Annotated in this window: 13 protein-coding genes; 4 read left to right on the top strand and 9 right to left on the bottom strand. The window is 37.7% G+C overall.

Annotated elements, in window-relative coordinates; all coding sequences use genetic code 11:
* Nucleotides 1–18: 18 nt before the first annotated feature.
* Together CVV77_RS14045 and CVV77_RS14050 are read right to left on the bottom strand one after the other, a co-directional pair.
* Nucleotides 19–306, bottom strand: coding sequence for a hypothetical protein (locus tag CVV77_RS14045; RefSeq protein ID WP_100275662.1), 288 nt, complete (start codon nt 304–306; stop codon nt 19–21).
* A gap of 13 nt (nt 307–319) precedes the next feature.
* Nucleotides 320–2,245, bottom strand: a complete 1,926-nt coding sequence (locus tag CVV77_RS14050) for a ribonuclease YeeF family protein (protein ID WP_100275663.1) — start codon at nt 2,243–2,245, stop codon at nt 320–322.
* 184 nt (nt 2,246–2,429) lie between these two features.
* Here CVV77_RS14050 and CVV77_RS14055 point away from each other — a divergent pair, with 184 nt between their 5' ends.
* From CVV77_RS14055 to CVV77_RS14070, 3 genes are all read left to right on the top strand, one after another.
* Complete coding sequence (locus CVV77_RS14055) at nt 2,430–3,557, top strand: Rap family tetratricopeptide repeat protein (RefSeq protein ID WP_100275664.1); 1,128 nt, start codon at nt 2,430–2,432, stop codon at nt 3,555–3,557.
* Between the two features lie 723 nt (nt 3,558–4,280).
* On the top strand, nt 4,281–5,216 hold the full coding sequence (locus tag CVV77_RS14065; RefSeq protein WP_100275666.1) for a cation diffusion facilitator family transporter: 936 nt from the start codon (nt 4,281–4,283) through the stop codon (nt 5,214–5,216).
* 111 nt (nt 5,217–5,327) lie between these two features.
* A complete protein-coding gene (locus CVV77_RS14070; protein ID WP_100275667.1) occupies nt 5,328–6,365 on the top strand; it encodes a flavin-containing monooxygenase in 1,038 nt (345 codons plus the stop codon).
* A 498-nt stretch (nt 6,366–6,863) separates the two neighbouring features.
* On the opposite strand, the gene CVV77_RS14075 is transcribed toward CVV77_RS14070, so the two are convergent.
* The 7 genes from CVV77_RS14075 to CVV77_RS14105 form a co-directional block, all read right to left on the bottom strand.
* The gene (locus CVV77_RS14075) at nt 6,864–7,424 is read right to left on the bottom strand and encodes a sugar O-acetyltransferase (protein ID WP_100275668.1); all 561 of its coding nucleotides are present in this window, start codon (nt 7,422–7,424) and stop codon (nt 6,864–6,866) included.
* A gap of 111 nt (nt 7,425–7,535) precedes the next feature.
* Nucleotides 7,536–8,528 carry a carbohydrate kinase family protein gene (locus CVV77_RS14080; protein WP_100275669.1) on the bottom strand — a complete coding sequence of 331 codons (993 nt, stop codon included), beginning with the start codon at nt 8,526–8,528 and terminating at the stop codon, nt 7,536–7,538.
* On the bottom strand, nt 8,503–10,002 hold the full coding sequence (locus CVV77_RS14085; protein WP_100275670.1) for a glycoside hydrolase family 32 protein: 1,500 nt from the start codon (nt 10,000–10,002) through the stop codon (nt 8,503–8,505). The genes CVV77_RS14080 and CVV77_RS14085 overlap by 26 nt, the downstream gene beginning before the upstream one ends.
* Nucleotides 9,995–11,251 carry an MFS transporter gene (locus CVV77_RS14090; protein WP_100275671.1) on the bottom strand — a complete coding sequence of 419 codons (1,257 nt, stop codon included), beginning with the start codon at nt 11,249–11,251 and terminating at the stop codon, nt 9,995–9,997. Before CVV77_RS14090 ends, CVV77_RS14085 begins: the two co-directional genes overlap by 8 nt.
* 31 nt (nt 11,252–11,282) lie before the next feature.
* Nucleotides 11,283–12,131 (bottom strand): carbohydrate ABC transporter permease, encoded by an 849-nt coding sequence (locus CVV77_RS14095; RefSeq protein ID WP_100275672.1) that lies wholly within the window; start codon nt 12,129–12,131, stop codon nt 11,283–11,285.
* Nucleotides 12,128–13,066, bottom strand: coding sequence for a carbohydrate ABC transporter permease (locus CVV77_RS14100; protein WP_100275673.1), 939 nt, complete (start codon nt 13,064–13,066; stop codon nt 12,128–12,130). The genes CVV77_RS14095 and CVV77_RS14100 overlap by 4 nt, the downstream gene beginning before the upstream one ends.
* A 12-nt stretch (nt 13,067–13,078) precedes the next feature.
* Nucleotides 13,079–14,383, bottom strand: a complete 1,305-nt coding sequence (locus CVV77_RS14105) for an ABC transporter substrate-binding protein (RefSeq protein WP_100275674.1) — start codon at nt 14,381–14,383, stop codon at nt 13,079–13,081.
* 239 nt (nt 14,384–14,622) lie between these two features.
* On the opposite strand from CVV77_RS14105, the gene CVV77_RS14110 reads away from it, so the two are divergent.
* The gene (locus tag CVV77_RS14110) at nt 14,623–15,597 is read left to right on the top strand and encodes a LacI family DNA-binding transcriptional regulator (protein ID WP_100275675.1); all 975 of its coding nucleotides are present in this window, start codon (nt 14,623–14,625) and stop codon (nt 15,595–15,597) included.
* Nucleotides 15,598–15,778: the final 181 nt, after the last annotated feature.

A 15,778-nucleotide genomic window follows, 5' to 3' on the forward strand; every position in this document is an offset into this window, starting at 1 on the left:
AGGGCCTTTTTTATAATATTAATCCTCAATATTTTCTATTACCTGTCTAACCATCTCATGTATTTGGTCAAATTGCCATTCTATATCACCTATTACTAAATGTAACTGTAGTAATTCAGAAGTTAGTTTTTCTTTATCTTCAATTTGACTTAAGTTAGCTAAAACTATATTCATTCTTTCATGTATTTGCGGAAGTTCTTTAATATTTTCCTCTTCTTCTAGAAGTTCTTCTGTTGAAATTAACGTACTATTATATTTTTTATTTAATTCTTTTAAAGCACTAAAGATTTTATCAATATTTGTCATCTATCATAACCACCTATTTTAATTTTCTTCCAATGGCATTCTTAGTCTTAACTTCGTTTAATGTTCCATCAAAATTCAACACTGCTCTTAAATTTCCTCTTTTATCGAATACTTCTAAATGATCCTTGTGTAAATTATCTAAATAAAATCTATCTCCTTTTTTCAGATACGGATTATCCAATTTTTTATTAACTTCATAGATTGATTGGCCTTGGAATTGATTTTTTGTTTTTGTAACATTATTTTTTATGCTTTTTCCAAACCCATCATTAAAAAATTCTTTCATATTCGATACTGATTTAGCTTCACTGGTTACCTTACTACTATTAGTATTCCCCTTAGAACCATGGTCAAGATCAAAAGACTTTTTAATTTGTTGAATTGTATCTTGTCCAGATTTTTGTAAGTTTAGCACATTTATAGGAACATCACTAGCTAACAGAAGTTTTTTAGCAAAAGGATTTGGTATTGACTCTAAACCTTTTTTTAAAAGTTCTCCAAAATCTTTGGTGTCTTTTATTACTTTTTTTGATGCAGACTTACCAACATTTCCGGCGCTGTTTACCCCTTTTTTACCCGACTTGCTGATTCCCTTCTCTGCGACTCTCCCGACCTTTGAAACGACGGATCCACTCTTTGTAACAGCACCACCGCCGCCTGATATGAATAAGCTGGCTACATTTAAAGTGAAATATGTGGTGTAGTGCGATTGTGAATACATATCTCCGTGTACAAAGTTTTTGTCCCAGCTTTCTTTTACCTCATCCCAAGTAGAATCCCAGGCTTTTTTATAGTCGAATTCAAAAACGGACTTTATCGTTCCTTTTGGATCTAAACCGAGATCGATCCCGAATTTTGCAATTCCTAAAAGTCCTTCACCAGTTTCCTTCGAAAAATCATAATATGCCATTTGTTTGCCTTTATAGTATTCATATACTGGACCTAGATATTTTTTACCCGCCGCATCTATAGGGGCTAAATATTCTTTAACTGTCTTCTCTGTATCATCTATACCGGCTAATAAACCTTCATATACACCGTCAATCTGTTCTTTCAAAATATCCTTGGTCGCTCGAAGAGGATTATCCCAAAACTCGAGGGATTTAACATACTCCTGTTGTTCAGTTGTGAGGTTGTCGTATCCAATCTCTTTAGCAACTTTTAGATACTCGTCAGGATCATCAACCAACGTATTGAGCTTTTTCTGTAATTCTTTGATTTCTCGCTCTTTAGCTTCTTCTTTCTTGATCTTCAAATAAGCTTCCGTTCGCTTCTCAATATCGCCTTTTTTCTTATGTATATCACTCTCACGGTACGCCTTGGCGTTGTAGTGGATTGGCGTAGCGTTTTTGCCTTTGCCTGTTGCTTCTTGGAGCTTTTGGAAATCTGACTTGATGAATTGTTCATTTGGTTCTGACATAGCATATTCTGTCAGTAAATCTTCGTCAAGATCACCTAGTTTTTCAATTGTTTTTTTGCGTTTGTCATTGGCATCCGTAAGCTCATCCTTGAAAGTTTCTGTTGAAAACAGGTCGAGCGGGAGGATGTCGTCAATGTCGTTTAGGATATCTTTCATGGCTTTTTTCTGCTCAGACATGATGGAATTTGATTTTTTATGGGCGTTAGCCAGTTCATGTTCTAGAAAAGATTCTTCAATATAAGCATCAGAGAGGCCTTTGTCCTCGACAGCTCCGGCAATGCTGTTAAAAAATGCGATCTTCATGTCAATGTAGTCGATCCATTGATCAGTGACACCAACATGATCGTGATAGAATGCTTTAATGTTGTTAGCGCCTTTACCTGAGAACTCGCTGTCGTCCAGTTCAGCGACGCTTTGTAAAGCTTTTCGCAAGTTGACCATTTGCGTCCTTAGCTCTTTATATTCCTTGGCCCGATCTGTAGCTTCAGACATAAGTGTTTTAGCTTCAAAGACTTTCATAATCATATCCTCTCATTTAATTGTATAACAAAATATTACCATGGAAGAAAGAAGAAACGAACTTAAAATTAACTTGATTGATCATATCAAAGATACCGAAGAAAAGTTTGCGGTTTTTTTGCGGTTCAAACACTTTTTAGAAATGTTAGAATATTACATAAAAAGACATAAAAGGAGGGATCCTGTGAATCCGGTTTTAAGTTCGTCAGAAGTTGGCGTAAAGATCAATGAATGGTATAAAATGATACGTCAATTTAGTGTCCCGGATGCAGAGATTTTAAAGGCAGAGGTGGAGCAAGAAATCCAACGGATGGAGGAAGATGAGTATTTACTCATTTACTTCTCCCTAATGAAATTCCGTCATCAGCTCATGTTAGATTATTTAGAACCCGTAACAACACGTATAAGACCAACTATTGAGGAACTTCTTGAAAAAATTGAGACTTCAAATAAAGGCATATCTGGCCTGTTGTCGTATTATTCTCTGTTTTTCAGAGGGATGTACGAGTTTGATAAGAAGCAATACATGAAAGCTATCTACTATTATAGAGAAGCCGAAAAGCAGCTTATACATGTCCCTGATGAGATCGAAAGGGCAGAGTTTCATTTTAAGTTAGCTGAAGCATATTATGGTATGAAGCAAAGTCATGTGTCTATGCATCACGTTAAACAAGCATTGGATATTTATAATCAATATGAACTTTATAAGGTGCGAAAAGTTCAATGTATGTTTGTTATCTCAGGGAATTATACGGATTTTAAACATTACGAAAAAAGTCAGCCGCATCTTGAAAAGGCATTAGAGTTATCTAGGGAATTGAATAACAAAAGGTTGATTAGTTCTGCACTATATAATTTAGGCACTAATTTTGCTGACAGTGGTGATTACGAGCAGGCGGAAGTATACATAAAGCAAGCAGTGGAGATTACAGAAAAAGAAAAGCTCACAAACTTGCCACATTCTTTATTTTCTTATGCAAAAATCCTTTTTAAACAAGGAAAAATGAATGAGGCTATCCAAGTAAGTAAGAAAGGTTTGTCAGCAGCTCTTTATCAAGGTGATGAGCTTTTCGCAAAATTACAGGGATATTTAAAAGCTCTTTATGTCGATGCAGTGGACCAACAAGGTGTTAATAAAACAATAGAATACTTAGAAAAAAATAAGAACTATTCATATATTGAAGACATTGCCTGTGAGACCGCAGCTGCTTACGCAAACTCAAAAGAATTTGAAACATCCTATGTATATCATCAGAAAATGCTTGAGACTCAAACACAAATTCAAAGGGGAGAATGCCTGTATGACTTTTAAAAAGAAGGTATGCCTAATCCTGGGTTTGTCACTTGTTTTAGTGTGTGGTTTCGGATCCAACTTAACAGAAAATCAAACTCAAAACACATTTCATATTGCCTCTGATCGTTTTCAAACTTGATAATATTACATTAAACCTCCTTCAGAAATGGAGGTTTTTTTATTTGATACCAACAAAAACAATGGAATCAAATGCGATATAATTAGTATCCCCCCTTTAAATCCTTGAGGCATAACCTTACTTTTGGGGAGAGAAAAGGCAATAGGGCACAGCAATTTAAATTTCGGTGAGACCGCAATAACTTTTTGGCTTTGTATTAAGGAACTTGATTATATGCTAGGTAACGGTGAAAGTGACAGACAGGTTGGGCTGTCAAAGAAAACACCAGAATATGCAGAAGCAAAAGGTAAAGAAACTAAGTTAGAGGAGTAAACATGTGTTTGCTCCTCTTTTTTCTGTTTATCAAATAGTCGTTGTGATGTTGTTATCAAGTTGCAAAAGTACTTTTAAGAATAGCATCAATTGATTTTATTTGAATACAAAAGAGCCTGTATTAGAAATTTTCAAAAAGATATTTTGACATTTCAGTAAAGAACATATATATTCATATATGAGCATGTGTTCATATATGATATTCCTTGTGTAAGGTTAGAATGCTCAATAAAAGATAAAAATAATAAACGCTTATTAATCAAGAAACTTTAATTAAGGAGGAGATCTTTATGAGTCACAATCATACTGGAGGATCCAATAAAAAAGTTTTATTGATCTCTTTTATCATGATTACAGGTTATATGATTATTGAAGCTATAGGTGGATTTTTAACAAATAGTCTGGCGCTTTTATCAGATGCTGGCCATATGCTAAGTGATTCAATCTCATTAATGGTTGCCCTGATTGCTTTTAAATTGGCTGAAAAAAAGGCAAGTCACAATAAGACATTTGGCTATAAACGATTTGAGATTCTTGCCGCTGTGATAAACGGTGTTGCATTAATTCTTATTTCTCTTTATATCATTTATGAAGCGATCGAACGTTTCTCTAATCCACCAGAAGTATCAACAACTGGCATGCTTACGATTAGTATTATCGGGTTAGTTGTGAATATATTAGTCGCATGGATTATGATGAGTGGCGGAGATACAAAGAATAATCTGAACATAAGAGGAGCTTATTTGCATGTAATAAGCGATATGCTTGGCTCTATAGGTGCCATTCTAGCTGCCATACTTATCATCTTCTTTGGATGGGGCTGGGCAGATCCATTGGCTAGTGTGATTGTGGCTCTTCTTGTTCTAAGAAGCGGGTACAATCTGACTAAAGATTCCATTCACGTATTAATGGAAGGAACACCAGAAAATATCGATGTCACTGACATCATTCATACAATTGAAGAGACAGAGGGAATTCAAAACATTCATGATTTACACATATGGTCTATCACAAGTGGATTAAATGCTCTTTCTTGCCACGCTGTTGTTGACGATCAACTGACCATTTCAGAAAGTGAAAGTATTTTACGCAAAATTGAACATGATCTTGAGCATAAAGGCATTACGCATGTAACTATTCAAATGGAAACAGCAGAGCATAATCACGGCAATACGATCCTTTGTCAGGCGAAAATTGAGAAGCAGCATGATCACCATCATCATTAAACTTATTTATCTAATTTTATAATGAGGAGATTAAACAAGACAGATTTATGTCTACTATTAGCTAGTGTTAGTCTATCTCTCGTAATAAATATAATTGGTGAGGTGATTCATATGTACGACACAATAGTAATCGGAGCTGGTCAAGCAGGAATTTCAATAGGATATTATCTTAAGCAGTCCGAACAAAAGTTTATCATTTTAGATAAAAGTCATGAGGTGGGGGAAAGCTGGAAAGATCGGTATGATTCATTAGTTTTATTTACTTCTCGAATGTATAGCTCTTTGCCTGGAATGCATCTTGAAGGAGAAAAGCATGGCTTTCCTTCAAAAAATGAAATTGTTGCTTATCTAAAGAAATATGTTGAAAGATTTGATATTCCAATCAAATTACAGACAGATGTAATAAGTGTCCTAAAATCAAAGAATCATTTCTTAATACAAACAAATCAGGGAGAATATCAAACAAAGAATCTTGTTATTGCTTCAGGTCCTTTTCATACCCCTAATATTCCATCAATATCGAAGGATTTAGCCAATAATATTAATCAATTACACTCATCACAATATAAAAATTCAAAACAATTGGCATCTGGAAACGTACTGGTAGTTGGCGGCGGGAATAGTGGAGCTCAGATAGCTGTTGAATTATCCAAAGAAAGAGTTACATATTTAGCTTGTAGTAATAAACTAGTTTATTTCCCTTTATTGATTGGAAAAAGAAGCATCTTTTGGTGGTTTGATAAATTAGGGGTTTTAAATGCAAGCCATACATCAATATTAGGAAAATTCATTCAAAAGAAAGGTGATCCAATATTTGGATATTGTTTAAAACATGCAATAAAATGGAAGGAGATCATCTTAAAAAAAAGAGTCATAGCTGGAAAGCAAAACGAAATCATTTTTAAAGATTCATCTACATTAGAAGTAAACAATATTATTTGGGCTACTGGTTTTAGGAATCCCCTTTGTTGGTTAAAAATAAAAGGTGTTTTGGATAAAGAAGACCGAATCATACATCATAGAGGTGTTTCACCTGTAGAGGGATTGTACTTTATTGGTTTGCCTTGGCAGCATAGGCGAGGTTCAGCGTTGCTTCAAGGTGTAGGAAAAGATGCTGAATACATTGTAAAACAAATTAAGGGGGAATAAACTATGTAGAGCAGTAACTAACATGTTAACTGCTCTATTTTTTGTGTGAATAAGTTTAGGAAGCAGAGCGCTTATCAAACTCGGTGTGGCTCCCATGTTTTTGGAGGCTACGTTTTTTGTTGAGGTGACTGATATAAACGATGGATTCAAATGATCAATTATCTTCGTTCTCTTACTACGAAGAGCAATGTGATGAAAACGATAGTTTTTGCCTATCATTTCTATACAAATAATTGGATTGTATTATCAGTTAAGCTGGCCTTACTTATATTGACTATAATTAATTTATGTAATGAACATCTACTACTGTCCTTATGGAATCAACTGTCCAAAAAAAGAGGAAATTAAAGTGAAAATAAACCCCTTCTGTAACAGAAGGGGAGGGATAAAGATTTCTCATTTTAGGTCCTTTTTTACTGTCTTTTTATGATGGTTCCAGCTGATGAAACAAAATAAAGCACTACTGATTTAAGGATCATATATCGAAACGCTAGTGTATTATATTTCGAGATGTTTAATTAATTTAGCTGGATTGCCCCCAACTACAACATTATCTGGCACATTTTTAGTAACAACAGAACCAGCGGCAATAACAACATTGTTACCTATCGTAACTCCTGGATTAATTACTGAGCTTCCTCCAATCCATACATTATTTCCAAAAGTAATGGTTTTTCCATATTCTAACCCTGAATTGCGTTCTGTTGGATGAAGTGGGTGTGTAGCCGTATAGATTTGTACACTAGGTCCAAGCATACAATTATCACCAAATCGGACTTCACATACATCTAAAATTGTACAATCAAAATTTGCGAAAAAGTTATCACCTACATAAGTGTTGTATCCATAATCAAACCTAATATTGGGTTGCATATATACGTTTTCTCCTGAAGAACCAAGTAACTCTTTCAATAAATTACCCCGTTTAACTACTTCGGTTTCTGTAGTTTGATTGTAAATTCTAACAAGTTGACTTGCTTTTTGTCTGTCTTTTGTTAACTCGGAGTCCGACGGATCATATAAATCCCCGGTTAACATTTTCTCTTTTTCTTTTATCATTATAATGTCCCCCTCGTTATGTATTAATAATGTACGATTGTAAGAGTTGGTACGGTGCAAGAGAAATAATCCACTCTTCTTTAGTAATATGAGTGGATTATTTCTAAATTTTTATTTTTCTTGGATTTCCGTCCTAGCCGAAATAAAGTTCAGTACATGCTGTCGGCCCGGTGCAGCGTGAATTGCTCCTTTTACAGACGCAGTGAGAGCTCCGCTTGCATTTGCAAACGTCAGCAAGCGTCGGTGATGTTTACCTATTTGTTCGCATAGTGTCTCCTTTGATATGCCGATTGACATCAATTCCGATAAAAAACCGCCGATAAAGGCATCGCCTGCACCAGTTGTATCTGAAACAGCGACTTTAAACCCTTTATGTTCGTACGACTCGCCATTTTTTAAATAAATCGCTGCACCGCCGCTTCCTTTTGTCAGAACAACGACATTAACAAGTCCGGTGAAAAGCGATGTGGCTGCTTTTTGTTCGTCATCAATGTTTGAGATAAACTTCAGCTCCTCATCGGACACTTTTACGATATCCGCAAGAGGCAAAAACCTCTGAATCGTTTCACGGCAGCTTGCCTCATCAGGCCATAAAGGAAGCCTGATATTGGGGTCAAAGCTTATGATTCCACCATTTTTTTGAAAGTCCTCAATAACTTTGATATGGGCTTGTTTCATTGGGCTGTCAACTAAATCGATTGAACAAAAGTGAAGCATATCTCCTTGGTTAAACCTTTCTGACATCAACTCATCCGGTGAAAGCAGCAAATCGGCGGCATTTTTTCGATAAAAATGGAAACTCCTTTCCCCAGACTTGTCAACGGATACAAATGCCAATCCGGTTTCACCTTCATTGCTTTGAATAATATAAGAAGTATCTACGCCATTTTCTTCAAGTACGCCAACTATATAATCCCCGAAATGATCATTGGCAATTTTCGTCAGCATGACGGCATGCGCGCCGTATTTTGCAACTGCGATTGCCGCATTCATTGGCGCACCGCCGGCAACGCGCTCAAAGGAAGTGACATCTTGTAAAGCCTTTTCTTTTTGGACTGGAATGAAATCAATCAGTGTTTCACCGATACAAAATATTTTTTTCAAGCGATTCATCTTCCTTCCAGATGTCTTTTAAAGTCCAATAAGTGAATTCCTCAACCCTTACAGCGCCTTTCTCAGAAAAAAGCTCAATTCCCAATCGGCCTTCTTTCGGATAAATGCGGCTTGTCATCGTTGTTTCCCCATGGTTGGCGAATACTTCAATCGATGATCTGTCAATAAATATACGCAGTGTCAGCTTTCCATTTGCTTCTAGCGGCGCATTTCTCACACTGTCTCGCGATTTCCCCATCTTAGAGCAATCGAGTGAGAGCTTTTGATCAGTTATGCTGTATTTGATAGCTGTTTCTTCTTCTTCAAGGCCTCGAATCTTCAAACCTACTGTTTCCGCACTGCAATCTGTTAAATCATACACGACTTGAATTTCAAGAAGCTCTTCGGCTGTTTCTGCCAAGAAATTCCCTGAAATCAATTGTTTAGCACAATCCATATGTTTTGATTTTCGCAACAACTTAGTTTCTTCCACAGGATTCATCAAAATTTTATGATCATCCCACAATGTTAATTCTCTCGGCAATGTCAAAGCGCCGCACCATCCATCTGCTTTTGTCGGCATCTCAGATTCCCACATATCCATCCAGCCTATGGCAATTCTGCGTCCTTTATCATCTAATAACGTTTGTACAGCATAAAAGTCATGGCCGTGATCCAGCTCTGTAAAAGCGCCATACACAAATTCGTTTGTTTCATCATTATATTCTCCAATTAAATAGCCGGTTTGATGCAAATTCTTATATAAATCACCGTCTGCCTCAATGCCCTGCGGAGATATCAGCAAGACATGTTTGCCGCCCAATTCGAAGAAGTCAGGACATTCCCACATATAGCCGAGATCTCCATCACTTTGAGCAAGAACACCTTTGTATTCCCAATCTCGCAAATTGGGCGAGCGGTATAAAATAACTCGTCCGACGTTTTCTTTCGTTGAATTTCCGACTACCATATACCAGCTGTTACGATGCTTCCATACTTTCGGATCGCGGAAATGGCGGGAGCTGTCTTCCGGCGGTTTCGCGATGACAGGGTTTTCCTGAAGCTTTTCAAACACGATCCCATCTTGACTGACAGCGATATTTTGATTTTGATAGAAAATGTCTTTCTCTTGATCTATCACATTATGCCCTGTATAAATTAAAGCAAGTTTTCCGTTAAAATCTACTGCGCTTCCTGAGAAACAGCCGCTTTTATCAAAAGAGTCACCGGGAGCTAAAGCGACCGGAAGATGTTCCCAATGAATGAGATCTTTACTTTTTACATGGCCCCAATGCATTTGTGCCCAATTTTCATCATACGGATGATGCTGATAAAAGACATGGTATTCTCCTTTATAGTGAATAAGCCCGTTCGGGTCATTTATCCAGTTTGCCCGGGGCATAATATGGTACCCTAATCGATAACGACTGTTCAACTTTTCCTCTGCTTTTTTCAATGCTTCCTCTGCCTGTTTGATTCTATCCATTTGTGACATCCTCTCTATATCTGTTTTTTTGAAAAGGTTGAGTATACGCAACGCCTTTCTTTGAATCTAATAAAGTAAAAATTGAAATGATTGTGAAACATAAAGCCAAGGTTCCCATGAATAGATATGTTTGACGGAAACCTATACTATCGTATAAACCACCTGCAATCGGGGAGAAAATCGATGTACCTACTTGAGATGCAAATTGAAAGCCGACAAGGTAAAGAACTGATGAAAGACGTGTATCAAAATTCGCGGCTAAATACTTAAAAATCGCAATCAGCATGATTGGCAATTCTAAAGCATGAATAAGTTTCATTGATGAAATTCCGAACGGTCCGATGACAATTCCAGACCCAATAATTCGGAAAGACATCAAAAGCCCCGCGAGAATCAAGCTTTTTTTAGGTCCGAGTCTATTAACAATAAAGGGGGCTAAAAACAACATGCCCGCTTCAATAAATACTTGAAATGAGTTTAAATATCCAAATATTTGATTTCCCATAGCTGAAGTGGGGAATAAAGAAGCGTAGTAAATCGGGAATTGCTGATCATAGACGCCGTACACGCATGTCACTCCGATTACGTACAACATTAAAAACCAAAAGTCTTTTAATAGAAAAAGTCCTCCTACGTCTTTTAACCGGATCGAATCCGCTCTTTCCTTATCATAATCCGTCATCTCAATTTTTATGGACATAATAATGGCCACCAATATGACTGCTGAAAGGGACGCAATCCAGAAATTGATATTCGGATTGATGTTGAACAGCTGCCCTGCAAAAAAAGTTGCTACCGCCCAGCCGAGTGAACCCCACATCCTTGTCTTGCCGTATTCGAACTGATATTTTCGGCTGACCTTTTCAATATAGGTTTCAATAGCGCCGACTCCAGCAAGAAAAGCAGTTCCTAGATAAATACCACCGACAATGGCGCCAAGGAAGATATCATATTGTAAAAGCGGTCCGTAGATAAAGATATAAAACGGTCCGGTAAAAACGATAAGTACACTAATCATAAATAATATGTTTTTCTTCAGGCCGAGTTTATCAGAGATAAAGCCATATAAAGGCTGCATGCACAAAGTAAAGATAGCGTTTACAGAAAAGATAATCCCAGTCGCCGATCCATTCAATTTGACTTCCTGTCCCAACCAAATCGCAAACAAAGAGTAGCTGGAAGACCATGTAAAAAAGAAAAAGAAAAGATAAGCGCTCAGTTTCCAATACAGACTTTTTGAGCCTTTCATTTCTACAGCTCCTTTAACCCAACATTGATATCTATTTAATACCTGTTCCTGAACCGCTAAGACCTTCCAAAATGTAGCGCTGAGCCACAATATAAATCAAGATCAATGGGATGGTGGAAATCGTCAATACAGCCATAACTTGATTTGTATAGACAGGCTCTGTACTGTTGATAGCTGTAATCGCAACTTGAATCGGAAATTTCGACTTATCCGTCAAAACCATTAGCGGCCAAATATAATCATTCCAGCTGCCGATAAAGGCTAAGGTTCCGACAGTGGCGACAGCTGGTTTAGACATCGGTATCATAATCCGCCAGAAGATTTGCCATGTATTTGCCCCGTCAAGCTTGGCCGATTCAATCATTTCCTCCGGAATTGCCATGAAAAAGTTTCGGAACAAATAAATATTGAATGCCCCCGCTAATGCCGGCAAAATAACGGCAAGCCGTGTATCGACCAGACCAATTTTATGAATAATTGTAAACTGTGAGATTAAAATCGTTTCAAACGGCACAATTAAAAGCGCCAACAAAATGCCAAAGAGCATCTTTTTCCCTGTAAAATGCAGTTTAGCGAATGCAAACCCTGCCATTCCGTTAATCACAACAGATCCGGCTGCTACGCACAAACCATAAAAAAGACTGTTACCAATATACATAAGCAAATCAAACCGAGTCAGCACTTCCCTATAGGATGAAAACCATTCTGCCAGATGAAGAGAGGGCAGAAACGCTTTAAAGCTGTTCATATTGTTGTAAATTTCCGCTTCCGGTTTCATTGAGGATGCGATCATCCAAATTAGCGGAAAAATAAATAGAACGGCTAGCAAAACAAGACACGTATACTCCAGAATTGTCAAAGGCCCGAACTTACGTCTCAATGGTCTTCACCCTCCTTAACCAGCTTGCGTTGTGCGAGTGTCACCAATCCAATAATCGTTCCAAACAAGAGCGCGATCGAGCTTGCATATCCGACCATCCGATCGGTAAATCCAGTTTGATATATATAATAGACAACTGTCATCGTTGAATTGACTGGTCCGCCCTGGGTCATAACCATGGGCTGAACAAGGAGTTTAAACGCGCTGATCAGCGTTGTGATAAAGATAAAAACAGATGTCGGTTTTAACAAAGGTAATGTAATGTAAATAAAACGCTGCCATTTATTCATACCATCTAATTGTGCCGCCTCGTAGACATCCTCGGGAATGTTTTGCAAACCAGCTAAAAAAATGAGCATCTGAAAACCTGCTCCCTGCCAAGCGGAAACGACAACGATCGTAAAGATTGCTTGCTTAGGGCTCGTCAAGAAAGGCTGTGGTGATAGACCGAAGTGCGCCAATATATTATTTATCATACCTTCATTCGGATTCAGCAAGTACATCCACAAAACGGAGATGACAACCAGTGACATGACGACAGGACTAAAGTATGCGACTTTGAAAAATGCGTTGGCTTTGCGTTTTTTATTCAATAGGAGGGCAAGCCCAAGTGCTGCCCCGATCTGTAACGGTATCAATAAGACAACAAATTTTATGGTGTTGCCCAAACTTTTTAAGAATATTGGGTCCTGAAAAAGTTTGATGAAATTATCAAAGCCAATAAACTTACGCAAATCAGGCGTCAACAAATAGTAATCTGTAAATGCGTAGTACACAGCCATGATAGAAGGAATCACAAGAAACATTAATAAAATAAGCAACGCCGGTCCTAAGAACATATATGCGACTGCGTTTTCCCGCCAGCGTATTCTATTCAGTGTCTTTCTTTCTATTGGAAAGGCCGGCCTAGTCTCTTTCAATATTGTTTTATTCATGGCGTCCACCTGCTAGTTTGCCTTATCGATGGCAGATTGCATTTCTTTTACACGTGTATCCAGCACTTTTTGAATATCCTGATTTTGATCATAAAAGCTAATATCATCGATTGTTTGTTGAAATGCTCGTGTTACCTGCGGATATGCCGGTGTCACCGGACGTGCATGGCCTGTTTCTTTCAACTGCTGCATAAAGACATTCATCTCATCAGAAAATTCTTTTGTCAGCACTTTCTCTGATGAATAACGTACAGGCAGGGCGGCGATTGATCGGCTCAATTCGATATTGGATTCCTTATTAGTCATCCAATCTACTAATTTTGCTGCCCATTCTTTATTTTCAGACGCTTGTGTCATTGCGAACTGCCAGCTTCCCGAAGGAGAGACGAGCTTTTTGGTTTTTGGCGATACAGGATACGGCATCACTCCATAATCGACGTTGGAAAAGTTTGTTTTCAGATCGGTTATTGTCCACACGCCGCTCATCTTCATCGGGTATTTCTCCGTTTCAAACGCTTGTTTGACAGGGGTACGTGTTGTATAGCCCTCTTTAAGCATCGTTTGTATAAACGTCATCGCTTCAACGGTTGGTTTTTTGTTAAAGACGCCATCCGCTTTCTTCCCGTTTTCTGATAGAATATCCCCGCCAGCTGACCAAACAAATGGCAAGAGCGCATAAGTTAATATTTCGTCTTTTGACTGTAATTGCATATCGATGGCTGGTTTATCGTATTTATTTTTCAGCTTTTTGCAAAGCGCAAGAAATTCTTTCCATGTCCAAGGATCTTTTACTGTTGGCAGCGTTTTCAAATCAACCCCGGCATCCTTAAGCATTTTTTTGTTATAGTAGATGCCGACCGACGATTCACTGACGCCGATGGCATACAGTTTATCTTGATAGGTATAGGTGCCTTGCTGCTTAATACTTGGCAATAAATCATCCTGGTCTTTAACATACTCATCCAAAGGTGCGATAACGCCGGATTTCGCATAAGCCGCAGTATTTGGTCCGTCCAAAGTGATGACATCAGGCAGGGTGTTCGTTGTTAGTGCCGCATTCACTTTGTCTTCATAACCTCCACCGTTTCCGCTACGGGGAATGAATTCAATTTTTGCCTCGACATTTTCTGAAGCGTACTTTTTATTAAAAGCATCCACCCGCTTTTGATAAACCTTTCCTTCTTCATTATCATCCGATACGTGCACCCACATTGTAATCGTTTTCTTTCCGCTGCTATTTGTACTTTCGCTTTTGTTACAACCCCAGACTGCAAACATGAGCAACAATGACAAACTTCCTAACATCAATCTTTTCATATTCGTTACTTTCCCTCCTTTTGCACAAAAATGTAAAAGCGCTTTCAAAAAGAATTGTATGTCAACCGGTTTCACATGTCAACCGGTTGACATAAATTTGTGTATAATTCAAATTTAAAGAACAAACCTATGCATAGCGAGATGATCTATGGAAAATCCTTGCACATGTCAGTCTGATTCTCTAAAATAAGTGCGTGACGAGAATTGTAAGCCATTTCAGTAAAGCAGGGGGAAAGGGAATGAAGCCTAGCATTCATGATGTTGCAAAAATAGCGGGAGTTTCATCTACAACTGTTTCGAGGGTATTAAATAATCGCGGTTATATTAGCGAAAAAACGAAAGATAAAGTTTACAAGGCGATGGAAGAAATCAATTACTTTCCAAATGATTTGGCCCGTTCTTTATTTCGAAAACGTACCAATTTAATGGGGCTTATCATTCCAAACTCCAGCAATCCGTTTTTCGGTGAACTCGCCTTTTATATTGAAAGCATCTGCACGTCTAGGGGCTATAAACTGCTGCTTTGCAACAGTTTAAATCGAATAGATAAAGAAGAAAAATATCTCGAAATGCTGATAAGAAATCAAGTGGATGGTGTCATCGCCGTCACTTACAACCGAGGAATACTCAATTATCACCAGCAAAATCTTCCGATTGTCGCGATTGACCATTACTTATCGGAAACAGTTCCTGTCGTAGGCTCAGATAACTTTGATGGAGGCAAAAAGGCAGCAGAATTACTAATAAAAAAGGACTGTCAGCACATCGTTCACATCAATGGGCCGATTGAACTTGAAACGCCTGCAAATCTCAGGAGAAAAGCATATGAAGATGTTATGCGTGAACACGGAAGACAGCCTATTACATATGAAGTGTCATTTCATGAAAACTACAGGAACATTATTTCAAAACTATTTGATGAACAGCCTGCAGTTGACGGGATTTTTGCCAGTGATGATATCATAGCTGCAGGAGTCATTACGGAAGCTAAAAAACGTGGAAAAGACATTCCAGGTCAATTAAAAGTGATCGGTTATGACGGTACAGAAACCATTCAGGCTATTCTGCCAGAATTGACTACTATTCAACAGCCGATTGAATTAATTTCCAAAACGGCCATTGAGATTTTAGAAAAACAAATTGAAGGCGAATTTGATGATTTACCACTTGAAACGTATTTGCCCATACAGCTTTCCGAAGGTGGGACAACTTAATGAACATATTAGAATAGTTCTATGGAGTTAGATGGTCTGTTTTTATAGATGACCTTTTAACGTTTGCTTGTTCTATATTTGATACGCATAAAATTAGAAGCAAGAGTTGATTTTGAATGTTGAACCAAAATTATTCACTGGTTAAGAAATTGTTTTTGAGAAAGATTATTTGCAAAGGATC

The sequence above is a fragment of the Bacillus sp. SN1 genome (assembly GCF_002796895.1).
Classification (GTDB): domain Bacteria; phylum Bacillota; class Bacilli; order Bacillales; family Bacillaceae; genus Bacillus; species Bacillus inaquosorum.

Coding starts and splice junctions, on each gene's coding strand:
- CVV77_RS14045 (WP_100275662.1), bottom strand. CDS start 306: ATGACAAATATTGATAAAATCTTTAGTGCTTTAAAAGAATTAAATAAA.
- CVV77_RS14050 (WP_100275663.1), bottom strand. CDS start 2,245: ATGAAAGTCTTTGAAGCTAAAACACTTATGTCTGAAGCTACAGATCGG.
- CVV77_RS14065 (WP_100275666.1), top strand. CDS start 4,281: ATGAGTCACAATCATACTGGAGGATCCAATAAAAAAGTTTTATTGATC.
- CVV77_RS14070 (WP_100275667.1), top strand. CDS start 5,328: ATGTACGACACAATAGTAATCGGAGCTGGTCAAGCAGGAATTTCAATA.
- CVV77_RS14075 (WP_100275668.1), bottom strand. CDS start 7,424: ATGATAAAAGAAAAAGAGAAAATGTTAACCGGGGATTTATATGATCCG.
- CVV77_RS14085 (WP_100275670.1), bottom strand. CDS start 10,002: ATGGATAGAATCAAACAGGCAGAGGAAGCATTGAAAAAAGCAGAGGAA.
- CVV77_RS14090 (WP_100275671.1), bottom strand. CDS start 11,251: ATGAAAGGCTCAAAAAGTCTGTATTGGAAACTGAGCGCTTATCTTTTC.
- CVV77_RS14100 (WP_100275673.1), bottom strand. CDS start 13,066: ATGAATAAAACAATATTGAAAGAGACTAGGCCGGCCTTTCCAATAGAA.
- CVV77_RS14105 (WP_100275674.1), bottom strand. CDS start 14,383: ATGAAAAGATTGATGTTAGGAAGTTTGTCATTGTTGCTCATGTTTGCA.
- CVV77_RS14110 (WP_100275675.1), top strand. CDS start 14,623: ATGAAGCCTAGCATTCATGATGTTGCAAAAATAGCGGGAGTTTCATCT.